The sequence below is a fragment of the Legionella jordanis genome (genome assembly GCF_900637635.1).
In the GTDB taxonomy this organism is placed as follows: Bacteria; Pseudomonadota; Gammaproteobacteria; order Legionellales; family Legionellaceae; genus Tatlockia; species Tatlockia jordanis.
The window spans coordinates 2,478,964-2,495,456 of the sequence record NZ_LR134383.1 but is presented as its reverse complement, the minus strand read 5'-3'; the positions used below and the strand labels follow the sequence as shown (position 1 = coordinate 2,495,456).

Genomic DNA, 16,493 nt, shown 5'->3' with positions numbered 1-16,493 from the left:
CAAATACCTCATTTTTAATAGGTTAAAGCGGATTCAAAACGTAACAATTTTCTTCGACCTTGTTCACAAATCATTATGGAGCCTAATCCTATGATTACCCCAAACATATAATACCAGGCGGGTGAAATAAAATTATTGGTTGTATTCACTAACCACATCATTACTATAGGTGTTGTACCACCAAACAATGAAATACCTACATTAAAAGCAACTCCAAACCCGCTATAACGATATTGATGAGGAAATAGAGAAACCATATAGGCGTTGAGTGGTGCATAAGTAATAGCAATCAAAATAGACATGAAAGCCAATCCCATTGCTATCAAAACAACATTTCCGGTGGCAAGTAGGTAAAAAATCGGAATACTCAAAATTAACATGGCTACCATACCCAATCGAATTACTTTTAGCAATCCTATTCTGTCTGCTAACAAAGCTATAAATGGTTCAAGTGTGGCATCAATTGCCAACGCCATTGTAATAATTAAGGTAGCTAAACCAAGTGAAATATGAAAATAACTATGCAGGTACGTAGCAGTAAACACATAAGTTCCAAAAGTCATGATACTCACCAACCATGCTATCCCTATAATACCAGCTACTGCCAGAGGCGCTTCTTTTAGCGCCGCCAGAAAAGGCAAACGTCGTTTATCATGTTGCGCAATATGTTCATATTCAGGCGTTTCAGCAACATGGGTTCGTAAATAAAAAATCAAAATACCAGCAATCAAAGCCAATCCAAAACCAATTCGCCATCCCCAGTCTGGCATAAATGAAGCCGTAAAGAATGAAGCTGCCAGGCCAGCCATTATCAAACCAGTACTGTAAGCTGAGCTGGTTAAACAACCATAAAATGCTTTTTTCTCAGACTTAGCATGTTCAACAAGAAAAATAGCAGATCCAGTAAATTCACTACTTGCGACAAAACCTTGAATAACCCTTAACAAAGTAATAAGAAGAGGGGCTGCGATTCCTATATATTGGTAAGAAGGAACGACGCTTATTAGAGCCGTAGGAATAGCCATTGCTAAAATACTTAGAGTTAAAGCACGTTTTCTTCCGAACTGATCACCAATATAGCCAAAAAATAGTGAACCAATTGGTGCCAATAAATAACCAACAGCGAATACACCAAATGCACTTAAAAGCGAAGCAAATTGATTGTCGTTAGGAAAATAAGTCGCTGCAATAATTGGCGCGAAATAGCCAAACAGCGCGAAATCATACCATTGTAATGCAGTGCCAGAAACGCCAGCAAATAATGCTTTACTCGAAGAGGATATGTTCATCAGCAACTCCTATGCTCAACAAGTTATTGATACCCATTTGGTCACACTTAAAAATTTGCCAGTCTAATAAAGCGACCCCACCAATTTTTTTATAAAAATGCCTGGCTTCTCGATTATTTCGAGATACCCACCATTCTATTCTTGAACAGCTAAGAGCAGCTGCTTTACATGCAACATACTTGAATAAAGCACTCCCAATACCTTGACGCCGATACTTAGGAGAAACATATAAATTCTCAATATAAATTCCCCGCGTTACATTGATGCAAATGTTATTTTGGGTGTAATTAAACATCACCAAACCACAAATTTCTTCTTCCACCAAAGCTACACCGATGAAATGGTTAGGCTCCTCAAAAAAAAGAAGTTCACCAAGCTGTGATTCCGTTATTTTAATTTTATCCAGAATGTTCTCATACTTTGCCAGTTCCAGGATTATTGCGTAAATTTGATTCAAATGCTCGAATTTTGCTTGAATTATTGTCACCATAGGATATCTTAATAAGGGTTGTAAATAATGTGATCATAAACTATGAACAAGGATATAGTACTCATTCCTGGAGCATTGGCAACTCCAAAGCTGTGGAATCTACAAGAGATATTTTTTCAGGAAAGCAAACGATTTCATTATGTTAATGTGCTCAATAGTCATTCTATTGTGGAAATGGCTCAGCGTTTTACTTCAATTGCCCCTAAAAAATTTTCTTTAATTGGCTTTTCTATGGGGGGCTATATTGCCCTAGAGTTGTATCGCCATATCCCTAATAAAATTGAAAAACTCATACTGATTAATTCTGCTGCAAAGCTAGTGTCTGAGAAGGGGCAATTGGAACGCGAGCGTTCTCTGGATTTAATGGGTAAAGGAAAATTCGATTTTTTAATCAAACTTATCTTTAAAAATTCAATTTATGATAAAAAAAAGCACAATGTGCTATTGCCCCTAGTCCAAGAAATGGCAATAGAAGTTGGCGTTGATAACTATAAAAAACAACTCAATGCCATTTTAAATAAACCAGATCATTCAACTTTATTACCTTCAATTGAATGTCCAACACTCTTAATAGCCAGTAAAGAGGATAATGTCATGCCTCCTGAGCGTTCAGAGCATATGGCAAAGAATATAAAGCATTCCAAACTTATTTACATTGAGCAGTGCGGTCACATGGCTATGTTGGAGCAACCAGAAAAAATGAACCAAATTTTAAATGACTGGCTGTAAGTAGTACTGCTGTTACAGGTGTAGCAATGCATAGCGTTGATGAAGATGGAACTATTTGTGTTAACTTAAATGACTATAATGAGTTATCAGACTCAATTCGGTTTCGCGCAAAAATTGATCACTTAACTGAGAAATTAAATTGTCCCAAAGAAATATCTAATTTTTCTGTTTCAATGCTTTTTCATGGTGGTCAACGGTATTACATTTCAAATCTATACCTTTGGGCAATTCCATATAGAACAGAAGGGCTGTATCGTGGGGATGTTGATCATGACCGTACCATCTATGAGAACAAAGAGTTTTTTATTCAGCGAGATATAAAATATGATGCGATGCAAATTCCCATTATTCAAATATTAGAAGCCCGTTACAGATTAAGTACTACATTCGCTATGGTTCGCCAATGTGATGAATGTGATTTAATTGTAGAGGCCTATCATTCTGAAAAAGTAGCAGATCCCAAAAAACTCTACTATCAAGTCCGAGAACCCTTTGAACAATTTATATGCCTTTTTCTTGATGCCATGTTGCCAGAAATAAAAACGGCGTTGCCTAATCAAAAATGGTTAGCCATATTCAACGATAGTGAATTTAGAAAAAATGTCATCATGCGAAAAGCGGTTAAAAAACCACTAATGCAGCTCACTCCAAGAGAATTACAATGCTTAAGCTTAATTTCCAAAGGAATGACCATCTCAAAAATATCTGAAACCTTATTTTTATCCACAGATACCGTAAAGACACATGCTAAATCCATTCGCAATAAAATGAATAGCGTTAGTATTACAGAAGCGGTTACAAAAGCCTTTCGTTATGGATTGATATCATAAAATTACCCACATTGGGTGATAGGATTATCCGCGTAAACTTTTATACTCCACATGTTGTCATAATTTTTACACGGAGTTGTAACATGGGATGTATTGTAGAATTTAACGATGGCTTTCGATTTGATTTTGCTCAAAATAAATGCAAACAAAAACTATGGATTGACGTTTTACTGCGGTTTAGTAAAGCAAATATTGAACATTTAGCTTATATTCTTGATTTATCAGTTGAAACATTAACTCAAGTTTATCTAGGTAATCATTATCTTGAGGATGAAGCAGCTAAACGTTTAGGCCATTTGTTCTTAGTCACATTTTGTGACTAGGAATTATCCTGAATGCTGCTTAAAACATATAATCTTTATCGTTTAAGTGTAAGGAAAATGAACTTATTTTTTACAAGGGATGTTGTTTCAATTTCTAACTAATTAAGTACTGTGCTCCCATCACACTTAGTAAAAATTATCAAGCAGCTATGGTAAAATTTTTGTTTACTTAAAAATAGCTTTATCCACATGATGCCTGTACAAAATACCACTCAGCTTAGATCAAATATTAAAAGGATCATGATTATCGACAGACCTGGAAGCGGTAAGTCAACCTTCGCTGTTCAGTTGCAAAAAAAATTGAAAGTCCCGCTATTTCACTTGGATAAATATTTTTTTGAAAAAAATTGGATCGAAAGTAATTATCAAGAATTTTTATCCTTACAAAAAGAAATGATTTCCAACCCAGGTTGGATCATCGATGGAAATTCCACCAAGTCTTATGAAATGCGGTACAAAAAGGCGGAGCTTTGTCTTTATTTTAATTTTCCGCGATTGTTGTGTATTGGCGCGTTTTTAAGCGCTTATTTCATAAGTATCCAGGTATTGATGATCGAGCATCAGAATGTCCTGAAACAGTACGTTGGTCATTATTAAAATACATGTGGAATTTCGAGAATAGAGTCAACCCTATTTTGCAACAATTGCAATCCAAATACCCTCACGTTCAATTCATAGAACTCCGCTCTGCTCGAAAGGTAATTCAATTTATCAACGATGTTTTTGAATTGTGATTCTTATAACGCGTAGTGGCTTCAATTCACGTAGTTTTACGTATTGATACATCTTTACACCCATTTGTATAATTATTGTATGGTTTATGTTTGGGAAAATAGAAATGAATCAACCTCTACGAATTTTTATTATTGGCCATCATGGAGCAGGTAAAGCATTACTTGCGAAGAGCATAGCCCAATCATTAGGATGGCGATTTATTGATGCAGATTTGGGATTGGAATCTCATACTGGCCGTCACTTGTCTGAAGTTCTCGGCAGCCAAGGAAGTTGTGCTTTTTATGATTGTCAATTTGAAATTTTAGCCTCCTTGTGCACCCAAGAGCATATCGTTGTGACAACCGATCCTAGTGTTGCTTGCTCCGAAAAAAATCGCCAATTATTGTGCCAAGAAATGACCGTATTTTTGGATGTTAGTACGCCAGTTCAAGTCGAACGCACTTCATGCAATGCAACCTATTTATTACCTGTACCAAGTTTGCATGACTTTTTTGATCAATTGCATAATGAACGCGATAGTTTATATAAAGAAATAGCTACACTGACGATTCAGGGTGATGATGGCAAATTAGAAGATCATACACATTGTATTGTTAAAGCTATTTTGGGAAATGAAAAGATACCGTCCAAACCAAGCTTAAAATCAACTTTAGAGAAAAAAGATATGACACTATTCCATAAAATATCTCATACAAAAGTTGATTTATCTGAACAACAAGCCATATACCTCAAGTTACTAGCCCAAGGAAAATCAGCTAAAGAAATTGCACGCGAAGCCCATGTTTCTTATAGGACAGTTGAAGGTACTATTGCCAAATTGATAGAATCTTTAGGTTGCTCTTCAAGTAAAGAATTAATTGCTTTATATCATGAACAACCATGAAACTTGATCCCTTATTATCATCCGCCCTGAAAACATACTATTCAAATGAAGTATAATAGCTAAATATTATTTTCTTAATCTCTTAATTCATCACAAAGGTTCCATTTTTTCAGCACCGACATGAATCATGAAATTCCTCTTCTATGGCGTTTCATAACACGCATCATCGATCCCGATTTAGATGTGACGATCCATGCGATTCCACTGTGTGGAAATTGCCTATCCAAGTATTTTTAGATTAATCCAACTGGGTTTGATTGGCATAAACCAAATCACGTTTTTCTGTTATGAATTTGTTTTTCAGATTTGTACGTTTTTCATCACAGCAAGGTGAGATTACCAATTCTTTTTGAGCGAATAATTAATAAAATAATTGTTAGCCTAGAATGCATGGCATTCATCATTCTAACTATCGAGATGAAACCAATCGAAATTATAGCGTTGTTTTTTCCTTCCGAGATCGCCTGCATCAAACAATAAATTTAGTATTTCTCAGCAAGATATAACAATTGGAGTACCTAGGTATTTAAAATCAGTTGAATCTGCAAAAACAGAAAATAAAGCCCCAACTATCTATTCGTTGCTATACTAGGTGAACAAGGGGAGTTCTCACAATCCTGTTTCGAACACACATTTGAAACTACTTAGTTTACGACGAGTAAATTATAGGAATGAAGATAAGGAGAATCATCATGTTTTCTTTACGCGATTTAATTATTTTTCTGGCCGGTGCTGAGTTTTGGCATACATTTACACATATCTTTTTCGCTTTTTTTGTTTCTTTACCGATTGATTTTAACTTTTACGTCTTAACTCCCACTAAAAATTTTTGGGGAATTATCATCAATGGAATTATTACCATTATTCTTCTTTGGTGGGCAAAGCGGTTAACTAAGAAGAGATAAGGAGAATGGATATAAGATTATAGATTGGCAGTATTAATTTCAGCCTTAAATGACTGGACAATTACTGTTAATGCTAGGATAAATTTGCATATTAGAGTGGACAATAAAAACGAAGTAGGACATAAACCATCTTTTTGGGTGTATGACGGTTTATCAACCATTTAATCATTGCTCTTCAAAAGAATTACTGAAGAATTTTCAAAGCAGCAGCAATGATAACGAAGCTATTGGTAAATCTCGAGGCGAAAATACTACGAAAATTCACATAGCTACCGACACTCAAGAGCTTCCAATCAATTTCAAATTAACGGGCGGTGAGGTACATAATTGCAGAATAGCACCAGAATTCATCAAAAAATTACCTCTTAGAGATGCTGACAAAGAATATGATAGTGAAGAAGTTTGAGAACTATTCGAAATAATCATCAAATCCGATCATCCCTAGATACCTATGTGAAATGCAAACGGCTCCTAATCATGATAGCTTAAGATTTTGTTGAATTTAGAAAGAAAAATATTTGACAATTATATAATGAACAAAGGCGCAACTTTATGCGCCAAAAATGTCAGCTTATGGCTGTGAAGTTGACATTTATTATTGACTTGGCAAGATAAGAACTGTAGCTGACTCTATACATGAAGGAAAAACCGAAGACAAAAATGAGGAAACAATGAAAAAAAACGCCACTAACGAAAGCGTCTTGTCACTGTATCTTGATGGACGCAAGGCAAAAAAACAGGGCCCCGAAGCTGTAAAAAAACGCCAGCGCAAACGGCTCGCAGAGTTAGTGGCTTTCGCGCGCGCTCATTCGCCCTACTATCACGAACTATATCAAGGTCTTCCAGAAAAAATCGAAGACCTGAATCTCTTGCCTATTACTGACAAGAAAAAACTCATGGCGCGCTTTGACGATTGGGCGACTGATCGCGAGATTACGGTGGACAAGGCGCAAAAGTTTGTTGGAAATCTGAACCTCATCGGAGAGCGGTTTTTGGGAAAATACGTGCTTATCACTACTTCAGGCACAACGGGAACGCCCGGCATATTTGTGGTGGACGAAAAAACCCTTGCAGTGACCCAAACCATGCTTCTTCGTTGGTTGATGGCATGGCAAGTCAGCCTGATAGACATTGCAAAGGTGATTTTCGGCAGATTTCGCACAGCCATGATTTGCGCTACTGGCGGCCATTATGCCGAGGTGGTCGCTGCCAACCGTATGCGCAAAGGAAGCAAACGCCGAGCGAAAGCCATTCGGGTGTTTTCCGTCGACATGCCAACACCGGAGCTGGTCGCACAGTTAAACAAATTTCGGCCAACCCTCCTTTCGCCCTACGCAAGCATAGGTGCGCTATTAGCCAGTGAGCAGGATGCAGGTCGCCTGCAGATTAATCCCGCTCTAGTTGTTCTTTCTGCCGAAGGGCTGCCGCTTCCTGAATATGATCGAATCGCCAATGCGTTTAAGACTAAAGTTCTTTATAGTTACGCGGCAACCGAGTGTATGTTCATTGGCCCCGCCTGCGAGCACCACTGGCTTCATGTCAACGCCGATTGGGTACTTCTTGAGCCGGTTGACGCCGATTACCGCGCTACACCGCCTGGCGTGATGTCGCATACCGTTTTGGTGACCAATCTCGCGAACAAGACCCAGCCCATAATCCGTTACGACTTGGGAGACCGAATCATGTTAAAACCAGAGCCATGCTCCTGCGGAAATACATTGCCTGCAATCCGCGTACTTGGTCGTACCGCTGATGTGCTTACCTTCAAAAAAGACAACGGAGAAAAAGTGAGCATCCCGGCGCTAGTGCTTGAGCTTGATTTAATTCCCGGAGTCGAGAAAGCACAGATCGTTCAAATATCACCGACAAATTTGCAACTGCGATTAAGGCTCGCTGCTGACGCTGATTCGGACTATGCATGGCAAATCGCGGAGGCAAATACCAAGCACTTACTTAAAAAGCGCGGCCTCAACAATGTTGCTATCGAGCGATCCAAAGAATTGCCTGAGCAATCCGCCGGCGGAAAGTATCGCTCGGTTATATAGATAGCGATTCTCTTGGTTGAGTCGTGAGCGCTGGATAAAAGCCGAGACAATGATCTCGATGAGGTATGAAAAGACGAATGAAGAAGATAATATAATCTTCTCTAAATTTTTATTTTAACTAGCATCTTACATAGATTTGAACCTCGTAAGTATTGACTCGTTTTTTTATTAGTTGCATTATTATGCAACTATGCAAACTATTAAAATTCAAAGCCCTGAGATATTCCAGGCCTTGGCTGATTTAACGCGGCTTCGTATTATGCGTGTTTTAATTAAGACAAACGAAAAAGCGTGCTTATGCGAATTAGCAGATAGCCTTATGGAGCCTCAATATAACCTTTCTCGTCATCTCAAAATTCTTCGACAAGCAGGTTTATTAATAGCAGAGAAACAAGGGCGTTGGGTTTATCACGAATTAGCTCATAAAATGGATAAAGCTAAATTCCTACCAAATCTTTATCAGCTAATTAAAGTTCTACCAGATAATAATGGTATTTTTGTTGAGGATTTGTCTCGCTTCCGAAAACGTTTACTTTTACGTGAAAAAGGACGTTGCAACATCAGTGCCCAAGCATTGCTAATGAATAGAAAGGAATATAAATAATGTCGTGTTCTAATTGCTCTAACCACAAAACCCCTATGCCCAGTCTCTGGCGTAATCCAAAGGTAATTACTTCCGTCATTTCTCTTTTTTTGTTGGCGATAGGATTTATAGGAGAATACCTTGATCTTCCTAAAAACATAGCAAATGGTTTTTATATCAGTGCTGTATTGATAGGTGGTTTCTATTTTGGACGCGAAGCTATTGAAAAGCTTGTTAAAAAATATGAAATTGGTATTGAATTTCTAATGTCTACAGCCGCAATTATTGCGGGAGTAATGGGTCATTGGGTGGAATCAGCAACGCTTGTGTTTTTATATTCTATTTCTGAGGCAGCAGAGGGTTATGCGAGTGAACGAGCACGTCATGCGATTCAAGCACTCATGGATCTCGCTCCCAAAATGGCATTAGTAATCCGCAATGGACAAGAACAACACGTATCTATAGAACAGATTCAAATAGGAGATTTATTTATTGTTCATCCAGGGGAAGCACTCGCCACTGATGGTGAGGTCGTCTCTGGTCATTCTAATGTCAATCAAGCCCCAATCACCGGTGAATCAGTTCCTGTTGAAAAATCCAAAGGAAGTCAAGTTTTTTCGGCAACCATCAATGGGGAAGGAACGCTTACAGTACGTGCAACGAAGACATTTACTGATAATACTTTATCTCGAATAATTTATCTGGTTGAAAAAGCCCAAGATAAAAAAGGCCGTAGCCAAAGGTTTATTGAACGATTTGGTAAATATTATAGTCCTATTATTCTTTTAGCTGGTATTTTTATTGCCGTTTTGCCCCCTTTATCTGGATTAGAATGGAGCGAATGGATTATGCGCGCTACTGTGTTTATCGTTGCTGCAGCGCCTTGTGCTCTGGTCATCTCCATTCCAATTACTCTGGTAGCAGCACTTGGCACAGCAGGACGCAATGGATTATTGATTAAAGGTGGAGTGTATTTGGAAAATTTAGCCAAGATAAAAATCATAGCACTTGATAAGACAGGAACACTGACGCTTGGGCATCCTGAAGTAACGGATATTATTGCATTCAATAATTATACGGAACATCAAATATTAACTTTAGCGGCGGCTCTTGAATTTCGTTCCCAACATCCCCTCGCTCAGGCAGTCTTACAGCGCGCAAAACAAGAAAATATCCAACCTGTTGCACCAGAAAACTTTCAATCATTGACTGGGTTAGGAATTAAAGGCTCGGTGGCAGGAGAAGAGTTATGGATTGGTAACTCTAAATTATTTACCCAAAGAGGAGTAACTTTAGATAACACAATTGAACAGATAAAAAAATTACAAGAAGAAGGAAAAACGGTCTCCTTGTTAGGAGATAAATCGAAAATTATCGGATTAATTGCTATTACTGATCCGTTAAGACCGGATGCAGCACAAGCCGTATTGGATTTAAAAAGCGCTGGAATTAAGCGAGTAGTTATGTTGACAGGTGATAATTCCTTAACTGCTTCCATTATTGCTCAACAAACAAATGTGGATGAGTTTTATGCTGAACTGTCTCCAGAAGATAAAACTCTTAAGGTAGAAGAACTTGAAGCCTCTATGGGGAGAGTAGCTATGGTAGGAGATGGCGTCAATGATGCACCATCATTGGCAACAGCTCATGTCGGCATCGCTATGGGTGCCATCGGCACTGACGTTGCATTGGAGACCGCGGATATCGCTTTAATGGGGGATGACTTATCAAAGTTGCCTTATTTAATCAACTTTAGTCACAGAACTTGGAATATTATCCTACAAAATCTAGGCCTTTCTGCTTTAGTCATTACTATCCTCATCATCGGCGCTGTGAGCGGTTATTTCACTTTGCCTGTGGCTGTACTAGCCCATGAAATAAGTGAGATTGTAGTTATTGCAAGTGGGCTTCGTATGCTTAAAGCTTAGGCTCTTGTATTGTAAGTAGTCTAATAGACTACGACTGATATAAAATGCATGTTCTGTTGGCAAAATTTTAAGTCATTCTCACCTTTCATTGGATTCTCTATTTAGATTTAGAAGGATGAGTGACATCGTAGCACCAATAGTGATTACTGAGTCTGCGATATTAAAGTTAGGAAAATACCAATGATGATAATGTATTTGGATAAAATCAATCACATGACCGTGAGCAAATCGGTCAATTAAGTTACTGATTGCACCACCCAGAATTAAGCTTAATGAACAGGCTTGCCAGTGTTTTTCCATGGGTAAACGATAAATCCAGACTACTATTGCGATTGAGAAAATTATGGCAATCATTGCAAATAAACTAACCTGCCAACCACCTGCATTATTTAAAAAGCCCCATGCCGCACCTTTGTTAAAGGTAAGAGTAAGATTAAATATTGGGAAGATTTGAATGGACTCACCATAGTATAAATGACTTGCTGTAAGATATTTTGCATATTGATCTAGTAGGACGGCAAACACTGATAACCAAAGCCAGTATAATTGTTTTTTGTTACATAGCATATTTTTTCCTGTTTAATAAATTTAGTAACCGTTCTTTTTTTGAGGTATTTCAAAGACTAAATTAAGTCACGTGCTTTAGTAAGGGTAACAAGTCACTAATAATGACATCGATCCTTAAATCAGTTGGTCATTTAATTATTCCTCAAAACTCCTACCAAAAGTCTTAATTCTGAGCAATTCACTTCCCAGAAACATAAATTTTCAATTAAGAGGGGAACTCTTAGCCAGTGAAGACCTGAGTCCAATTGCTATTTATTGGTTAATAATACACTAACACGCTCGAGTCGATTGCGCGCTTCTTGTGCTATTTCTTGCATTCCAGGTTTATTAACAAGCCCCATAACCGCAAGCGGATCCATAAAGGAAACAAGAATATTACCTTCATTTTCTTCTCTAATAACAACATTACAAGGTAATAACAAACCAATATCAGGGTCTATTTCAAGCGCGCGATGTGCAAGCTGGGGATTGCATGCGCCGAGAATTAGATAAGGATTAACATCCACGCCCAGTTTTTGTTTAAGTGTTGCCTGTACGTCAATTTCCGTTAATACACCAAATCCTTCTGTTTTTAAGGCTTCAATTACATCTGTCTTAGTATTTTTAAAAGAATCCTGTTGTTTTATATTGAAACTATACATAATGCACAAATTCCTTTTTCTATTTTGATTTAATTTCGTTAATCTGACTAATCACTAAAACAATATCACTTTCAAAGGGCATTGTAAGTAAGAATATGCCAATGCCTGCATTATTAATACAAATATCAATTCGATGTTGATCTTCTTCAATCTGTTTAAATACAGTGTGTACTGACTTCTTATCTGCAACATCCATAAGATAAAATGAACTATTAGGGATTTGCTTTTTAATAGCGTGTAAGACCTCCTCTCTTCTGGCAACCAAAATCACTTTGGCACCATGTTCCGCTAATACAAAAGCCATACGTTCGCCTAAACCACTAGAAGCGCCAGTGATTAAAGCCGTTTTTCCTTTTAGGTTATACTGCATCAAATTATATCTCTATTCTTGAAAGCTCTGCCAAAAATCACCGCAGATACTTTCTAATCTCTATAACGACCCCTATTATCTGAGCCTCTTGAGCGTCCTTAATACTGACTGTTGCCCATAAGTCACTACATGCTAATAACTGAAAGTGGCAACCATCTGCTTCTCCATATCGGCGTAATACTGTCTGTTTTTTCTGGGTTAAATAAACTAAAACATAGTGGCCTGGATTAGGTTGTGAATCTCCATCAATAACTACCACATCTCCTGGGTTAAGCTCCGGTTGCATGCTGCTATCGTCCACTGAGGTGGCAAATAACGCCGAGCTTTTAATCGAGGGATTCAGTGAATCAACCAAAATTGTTTTTTCAAAAATAAAGGGTTCTTGTTGACCTAAAATTTCTCTAGCATGTGGTGCTTCTTTCATACTCAATATAGGGATGTACCGAAACTTATTTTCAGGATTCTGAATTAAATCGCCTTGCGGATTATCCGTTAAGCATAACAAGTAAGAAGCAGACACATTTAACTGATCGGCAAGCAGTTTAGCTTCCAATGGCCCAGGGCTTCGTGTTCCTTGCTCCCAATTACTAATTCTTGCAGGAGATAGTTCTGCTGTTCTTGCTGCTAATTCTTTAATTGTAATACCCAGTTCTTTACGAGCTTTGGTAATACGATTACCTATTTGTTCTCTAATATCCATTGTGATCCTTCAAAAAAATGAGACATACCCATTGACAAAAACACGATTCGTTTTATATTATGAATAAATTAAAACGATTTGTTTTTTATAAATTAGTGATACTTACCATATTTAATCATAAATTTATTTAAAAATCACATCCTGTTTTATTTTTTCTTTTTTATTCATTGATAATAGGTCATGCTATGGAATTTATTATTATCACCCATCAGGAACTTTCTGCACTCAGTGGTTTACCTTATCTACAACAATTAACTTATCTTCAAGGCATTAAACCCTACGTTGATTACAAAACAGGGTTAGTCGGTATTCGTCGTGGTATTAGTTATCAGTCATTGAGTGAAGCACTTTACATAGAACCTCATTCTGGTATTAAAAGCGGTAGCCCAAGTAAAGATCAATTGCGACGTGCTTTGAAAGGGCTTGAGAAGGCTGGGTTAATTCAAATCCAGTCTTGGGAAAGGAAGCTTGTTTTACGTTGTTTATTACTAGACAGGCATGATTCTGTTCATAATAAAGCCGCCATAAAAACACATGACTATAGCGCACCTCAAGAACCACAAAAAAGTCTATTAGACTCAACAAAATCCAATACGAATAAACTAGATCCCGACACAACCCCAAGGGATGAACCCGCCACTCCTCAAGATAATAATAATTATTTTTTTATTTCTTTATCACAAGCCTTTGATATCTTCTGGGATCTGTACCCTCTGAAAAAAGAAAAAGAAAACGCTTTTGAGGTATTTAAAAAACTAAAGCCTTCTCAGAGCTTAGTCCAGCAAATCATAGCCCGCTTAACCGAACAAATTCAACTTGAGATAAAAAAACGCTCCGAAGGCGTTTGGGTTCCGGCCTGGAAGTATCCAGCAAATTGGTTAACGCAGCGATGCTGGGAAACAACATCAACAAATCTTGAAGCCAAGGAGTATGACCATGCAATCCATGAAACAAATCGTAAATACGCATCATCTACAAACAGCATCAGGACTACAGAGTTGCGTGAAAGCCCAAGTTTCAGTGACGCCGAGTTCCAAAGCCTCTGGAAATTGCATTGAGCAAGTCAACAAACTGTTTCTGAAATTTTCAACCTTCTATGGACACATATGGCGTAGCCAATTCAAGAATGAAGCCTATTCAAATTTTGCACGTCAAGAATGGTCAAAAGCACTAGAGGGATTTGATGCTCAGTTAATTGATCAAGCAATTGATGAGTGTCTTAAAAACCGCGAAATGCCGCCTGCGCTGGCGCAATTTATTGAGTGTTGCAAACAACTATTATCCAGAAAAAAACAATGTTTTCAAAGAGAGGTTTACAAACCTTGTGACCCTGTTGTTGCCCACACGCACCTGAGAAAAATAAAAGCAATCTTAAACATGAAATAAAAATAACCGGAGAAAAATAATGTTGGTACTGACAAGAAAAAAGGGTGAGCAAATACTAATTGATAAAGGACAGATTGAAATACATGTCATTTATCAACGAAGAGGAGTAGTCGCTTTAGGCATTAAGGCTCCAGCTCATATTGATGTTGATCGAAAAGAAATTTTTTTAAGAAAACAAACCAATCCTCAAAACAACGATAAAGAGATATCAAAATGAAAACTAGCGTTCAAATATCTTTAATTGGCGCACTGGGTCTAACATCACTCTGCTCTATTGCAGCCAATGTTACCCAGATAAACCGCTATGCAACCGTTGCCAACAAACCATTAGCAGCCCAGATCAATCCACTCCTTGCCATTCAACAAGTCCATTTTCCTCAAGAAGTACAAACCATAGGTCAGGCAGTTGAATGGTGGTTGAAGTTTTCAGGATTTTCTCTGGTATCGAAAGAAAAACAACTTGAGAGCCTGCAAACCGTCATGCGCCAAGCCTTGCCTCAGATTGATAGAAACCTCGGCCCTTTGACTGTTAAGGACGGCCTTGAAGTTCTTGTTGGCCAACAGTCCTTTACCTTAATTGAAGATCCTTTATTACGGCAAGTGAATTTCAAATTAAGAGCTGGGGTACGAAATGGGGGCAAATCATGATCAATCGCACAACGACCTTAAAGTATTTATTGGCAGCAGGATTAGGCTTGACCTTGGCAGGTATCATTGTTGGTATTAACTATTTTCCAACAAATAAAACGAATGATTCGGATGTTATTTCACATCGTCTTGATACCTTGCAAGCACAGCTTGGTGCTTTGCATGCGGAAGTCAAAAAGCCCGTTGAGACAGTGGATTTAACTGCTGTTAATCAGGATTTTCATAAACTGACCTACTTGATTGAACAGCTCAAAAATCATGATGAAGCAGATATTAATCGCTTGATTAATGATAATCGTGCTGAATTAACGCAAAGGTTGGATGTACTACGTGAAATGGTGATGGCTTTGGATAAAAAGCAGCATCCAATTAAATACCTGCCCGTTAACACCTTACCATTTAAAGTCATCAGTATAGACAGCATTCAGCAAGTCAGTGTGGCAACAGTGGCTTATAACTTTAAAACAGTGCCTTTGGAAAAAAGCGACCAATTAGCTGGCTGGACAGTATTAAGTATTGACTTCGGTCTACAACGCATGGAATTGGAAAACGGTAATAAAGAGCATGTTGTGGTGAGTATGGATGTGTTGTCTGGAGAATCTGATGCTTAAGTATTCTGCCTTCCTGATTTCCATATTAACCTGTCATGCAGTACATGCTGATCTGACTATTCCAGGATTAAATCAACAGCCCTTAAATCACTTTGCCATTGAAGATAAAACATTGGCAAGAACAGGATTAACGACTAATGAAGACGATCTGACCTCAGAGCAAGACATCAATAAAATTACACTGACCGATACCCAACTGCATGAAGCTAAAGTGTGGGGATTAACGCCTGAGGAAGAAAAACGTTATGTCCTACTCATGCAAAATAAAAGTAAACTCTACTACAAAGACTTAAGACAAACCCCTATTGATATTCTGGGTCTTAATGCCAGAAATGAAACCGAACGCAACCATTTTGCAGAATTGGCAGCAAAACAAGAAGCCCAGAAAGTAGCGAAAAATATTGCCTGGAACAATGCTTTTTATAAGGCCTATAACAAGCTGTTTGTAAATATCCCTGTGATTGGTGATTTTGATCCATCCCCTTATTCACCCTATGCCCACAAACCAGTGCAATTAAGCCAGGGCGATACCCTGTACTTCTTTATCAAAGAACAGGATGCTGTAAAAACCATTTTGCTGATGCTCTTTGATGCCATAGAGCAAACACAGAATACACAATTACATCTGATGTTACTGGATATGAATGATACAACCATCCAAATCTGGGCGAATCAACATCAAATACCACAACATCTTGTTAATGCTGGCCGCATTAGCCTCAACCATGGGGAACTAAGCTACCAATCCCTCAAAGTCAAAAAATCATTACCGCTGTTATTGCTCTCCAAAAACGGCCATTCCAGCATCGTTGATTTGGGGAGATTTTAAT

General features: G+C 38.0%; 21 protein-coding genes. 15 read left to right on the top strand and 6 right to left on the bottom strand.

The genetic code is table 11. The annotated features are described in order from the left end of the window. Nucleotides 1-14 precede the first annotated feature (14 nt). Together EL203_RS11210 and EL203_RS11205 are read right to left on the bottom strand one after the other, a co-directional pair. Nucleotides 15-1,289 (bottom strand): MFS transporter, encoded by a 1,275-nt coding sequence (locus tag EL203_RS11210; RefSeq protein ID WP_058471217.1) that lies wholly within the window; start codon nucleotides 1,287-1,289, stop codon nucleotides 15-17. Further along, nucleotides 1,267-1,779 (bottom strand): GNAT family N-acetyltransferase, encoded by a 513-nt coding sequence (locus EL203_RS11205; protein ID WP_058471216.1) that lies wholly within the window; start codon nucleotides 1,777-1,779, stop codon nucleotides 1,267-1,269. The genes EL203_RS11210 and EL203_RS11205 overlap by 23 nt, the downstream gene beginning before the upstream one ends. A 42-nt stretch (nucleotides 1,780-1,821) precedes the next feature. Between EL203_RS11205 and EL203_RS11200 the strand changes: the two genes are divergently transcribed. The 10 genes from EL203_RS11200 to EL203_RS11155 all read left to right on the top strand — a co-directional run bounded on the left by EL203_RS11200 (nucleotide 1,822) and on the right by EL203_RS11155 (nucleotide 10,740). Further along, entirely contained in the window at nucleotides 1,822-2,508 is a 687-nt protein-coding gene (locus EL203_RS11200; RefSeq protein ID WP_058471215.1) for an alpha/beta fold hydrolase, read from the top strand. A gap of 26 nt (nucleotides 2,509-2,534) precedes the next feature. Continuing rightward, on the top strand, nucleotides 2,535-3,338 hold the full coding sequence (locus EL203_RS11195) for a helix-turn-helix transcriptional regulator (RefSeq protein ID WP_058471214.1): 804 nt from the start codon (nucleotides 2,535-2,537) through the stop codon (nucleotides 3,336-3,338). 83 nt (nucleotides 3,339-3,421) lie between these two features. Continuing rightward, nucleotides 3,422-3,661, top strand: coding sequence for a hypothetical protein (locus tag EL203_RS11190; protein ID WP_058471213.1), 240 nt, complete (start codon nucleotides 3,422-3,424; stop codon nucleotides 3,659-3,661). A 240-nt stretch (nucleotides 3,662-3,901) separates the two neighbouring features. Next, entirely contained in the window at nucleotides 3,902-4,258 is a 357-nt protein-coding gene (locus tag EL203_RS11185; RefSeq protein ID WP_232003944.1) for a P-loop NTPase family protein, read from the top strand. A 241-nt stretch (nucleotides 4,259-4,499) separates the two neighbouring features. Continuing rightward, a complete protein-coding gene (locus tag EL203_RS11180; RefSeq protein ID WP_058471212.1) occupies nucleotides 4,500-5,279 on the top strand; it encodes a shikimate kinase in 780 nt (259 codons plus the stop codon). A gap of 692 nt (nucleotides 5,280-5,971) precedes the next feature. Next, on the top strand, nucleotides 5,972-6,184 hold the full coding sequence (locus EL203_RS11175) for a hypothetical protein (RefSeq protein WP_058471211.1): 213 nt from the start codon (nucleotides 5,972-5,974) through the stop codon (nucleotides 6,182-6,184). Nucleotides 6,185-6,326: 142 nt separating this feature from the next. Continuing rightward, nucleotides 6,327-6,590 carry a transposase gene (locus EL203_RS11170; protein WP_058471210.1) on the top strand — a complete coding sequence of 88 codons (264 nt, stop codon included), beginning with the start codon at nucleotides 6,327-6,329 and terminating at the stop codon, nucleotides 6,588-6,590. Nucleotides 6,591-6,855: 265 nt separating this feature from the next. Continuing rightward, the gene (locus EL203_RS11165; RefSeq protein ID WP_058471209.1) at nucleotides 6,856-8,229 is read left to right on the top strand and encodes a CoF synthetase; all 1,374 of its coding nucleotides are present in this window, start codon (nucleotides 6,856-6,858) and stop codon (nucleotides 8,227-8,229) included. Between the two features lie 190 nt (nucleotides 8,230-8,419). Continuing rightward, on the top strand, nucleotides 8,420-8,833 hold the full coding sequence (locus EL203_RS11160) for an ArsR/SmtB family transcription factor (RefSeq protein ID WP_058471208.1): 414 nt from the start codon (nucleotides 8,420-8,422) through the stop codon (nucleotides 8,831-8,833). Beyond that, nucleotides 8,833-10,740, top strand: coding sequence for a heavy metal translocating P-type ATPase (locus EL203_RS11155; protein WP_058471207.1), 1,908 nt, complete (start codon nucleotides 8,833-8,835; stop codon nucleotides 10,738-10,740). Before EL203_RS11160 ends, EL203_RS11155 begins: the two co-directional genes overlap by 1 nt. Before the next feature lie 78 nt (nucleotides 10,741-10,818). On the opposite strand, the gene lspA is transcribed toward EL203_RS11155, so the two are convergent. From lspA to EL203_RS11135, 4 genes are all read right to left on the bottom strand, one after another. Then, the gene (gene lspA / locus EL203_RS11150; RefSeq protein ID WP_058471206.1) at nucleotides 10,819-11,307 is read right to left on the bottom strand and encodes a signal peptidase II; all 489 of its coding nucleotides are present in this window, start codon (nucleotides 11,305-11,307) and stop codon (nucleotides 10,819-10,821) included. A 248-nt stretch (nucleotides 11,308-11,555) separates the two neighbouring features. Then, nucleotides 11,556-11,948 carry a DUF302 domain-containing protein gene (locus EL203_RS11145; protein ID WP_058471205.1) on the bottom strand — a complete coding sequence of 131 codons (393 nt, stop codon included), beginning with the start codon at nucleotides 11,946-11,948 and terminating at the stop codon, nucleotides 11,556-11,558. 19 nt (nucleotides 11,949-11,967) lie between these two features. Further along, nucleotides 11,968-12,318: an SDR family NAD(P)-dependent oxidoreductase gene (locus EL203_RS11140; RefSeq protein ID WP_232003942.1), complete on the bottom strand. Its 351-nt coding sequence runs from the start codon at nucleotides 12,316-12,318 to the stop codon at nucleotides 11,968-11,970. Nucleotides 12,319-12,355: 37 nt separating this feature from the next. Continuing rightward, nucleotides 12,356-13,018: a LexA family transcriptional regulator gene (locus EL203_RS11135; RefSeq protein WP_058471204.1), complete on the bottom strand. Its 663-nt coding sequence runs from the start codon at nucleotides 13,016-13,018 to the stop codon at nucleotides 12,356-12,358. Between the two features lie 185 nt (nucleotides 13,019-13,203). Between EL203_RS11135 and EL203_RS11130 the strand changes: the two genes are divergently transcribed. The 5 genes from EL203_RS11130 to EL203_RS11105 all read left to right on the top strand — a co-directional run bounded on the left by EL203_RS11130 (nucleotide 13,204) and on the right by EL203_RS11105 (nucleotide 16,492). Beyond that, nucleotides 13,204-14,076 carry a hypothetical protein gene (locus EL203_RS11130; protein WP_058471203.1) on the top strand — a complete coding sequence of 291 codons (873 nt, stop codon included), beginning with the start codon at nucleotides 13,204-13,206 and terminating at the stop codon, nucleotides 14,074-14,076. Between the two features lie 347 nt (nucleotides 14,077-14,423). Continuing rightward, nucleotides 14,424-14,621 (top strand): carbon storage regulator, encoded by a 198-nt coding sequence (locus EL203_RS11120; protein WP_027220152.1) that lies wholly within the window; start codon nucleotides 14,424-14,426, stop codon nucleotides 14,619-14,621. Next, complete coding sequence (gene pilL2 / locus EL203_RS11115; protein ID WP_058471201.1) at nucleotides 14,618-15,052, top strand: PFGI-1 class ICE element type IV pilus protein PilL2; 435 nt, start codon at nucleotides 14,618-14,620, stop codon at nucleotides 15,050-15,052. The genes EL203_RS11120 and pilL2 overlap by 4 nt, the downstream gene beginning before the upstream one ends. Further along, complete coding sequence (locus tag EL203_RS11110; protein WP_058471200.1) at nucleotides 15,049-15,663, top strand: hypothetical protein; 615 nt, start codon at nucleotides 15,049-15,051, stop codon at nucleotides 15,661-15,663. Before pilL2 ends, EL203_RS11110 begins: the two co-directional genes overlap by 4 nt. Continuing rightward, the gene (locus EL203_RS11105; RefSeq protein WP_058471199.1) at nucleotides 15,656-16,492 is read left to right on the top strand and encodes a TIGR03759 family integrating conjugative element protein; all 837 of its coding nucleotides are present in this window, start codon (nucleotides 15,656-15,658) and stop codon (nucleotides 16,490-16,492) included. The genes EL203_RS11110 and EL203_RS11105 overlap by 8 nt, the downstream gene beginning before the upstream one ends. Nucleotide 16,493 lies beyond the last annotated feature (1 nt).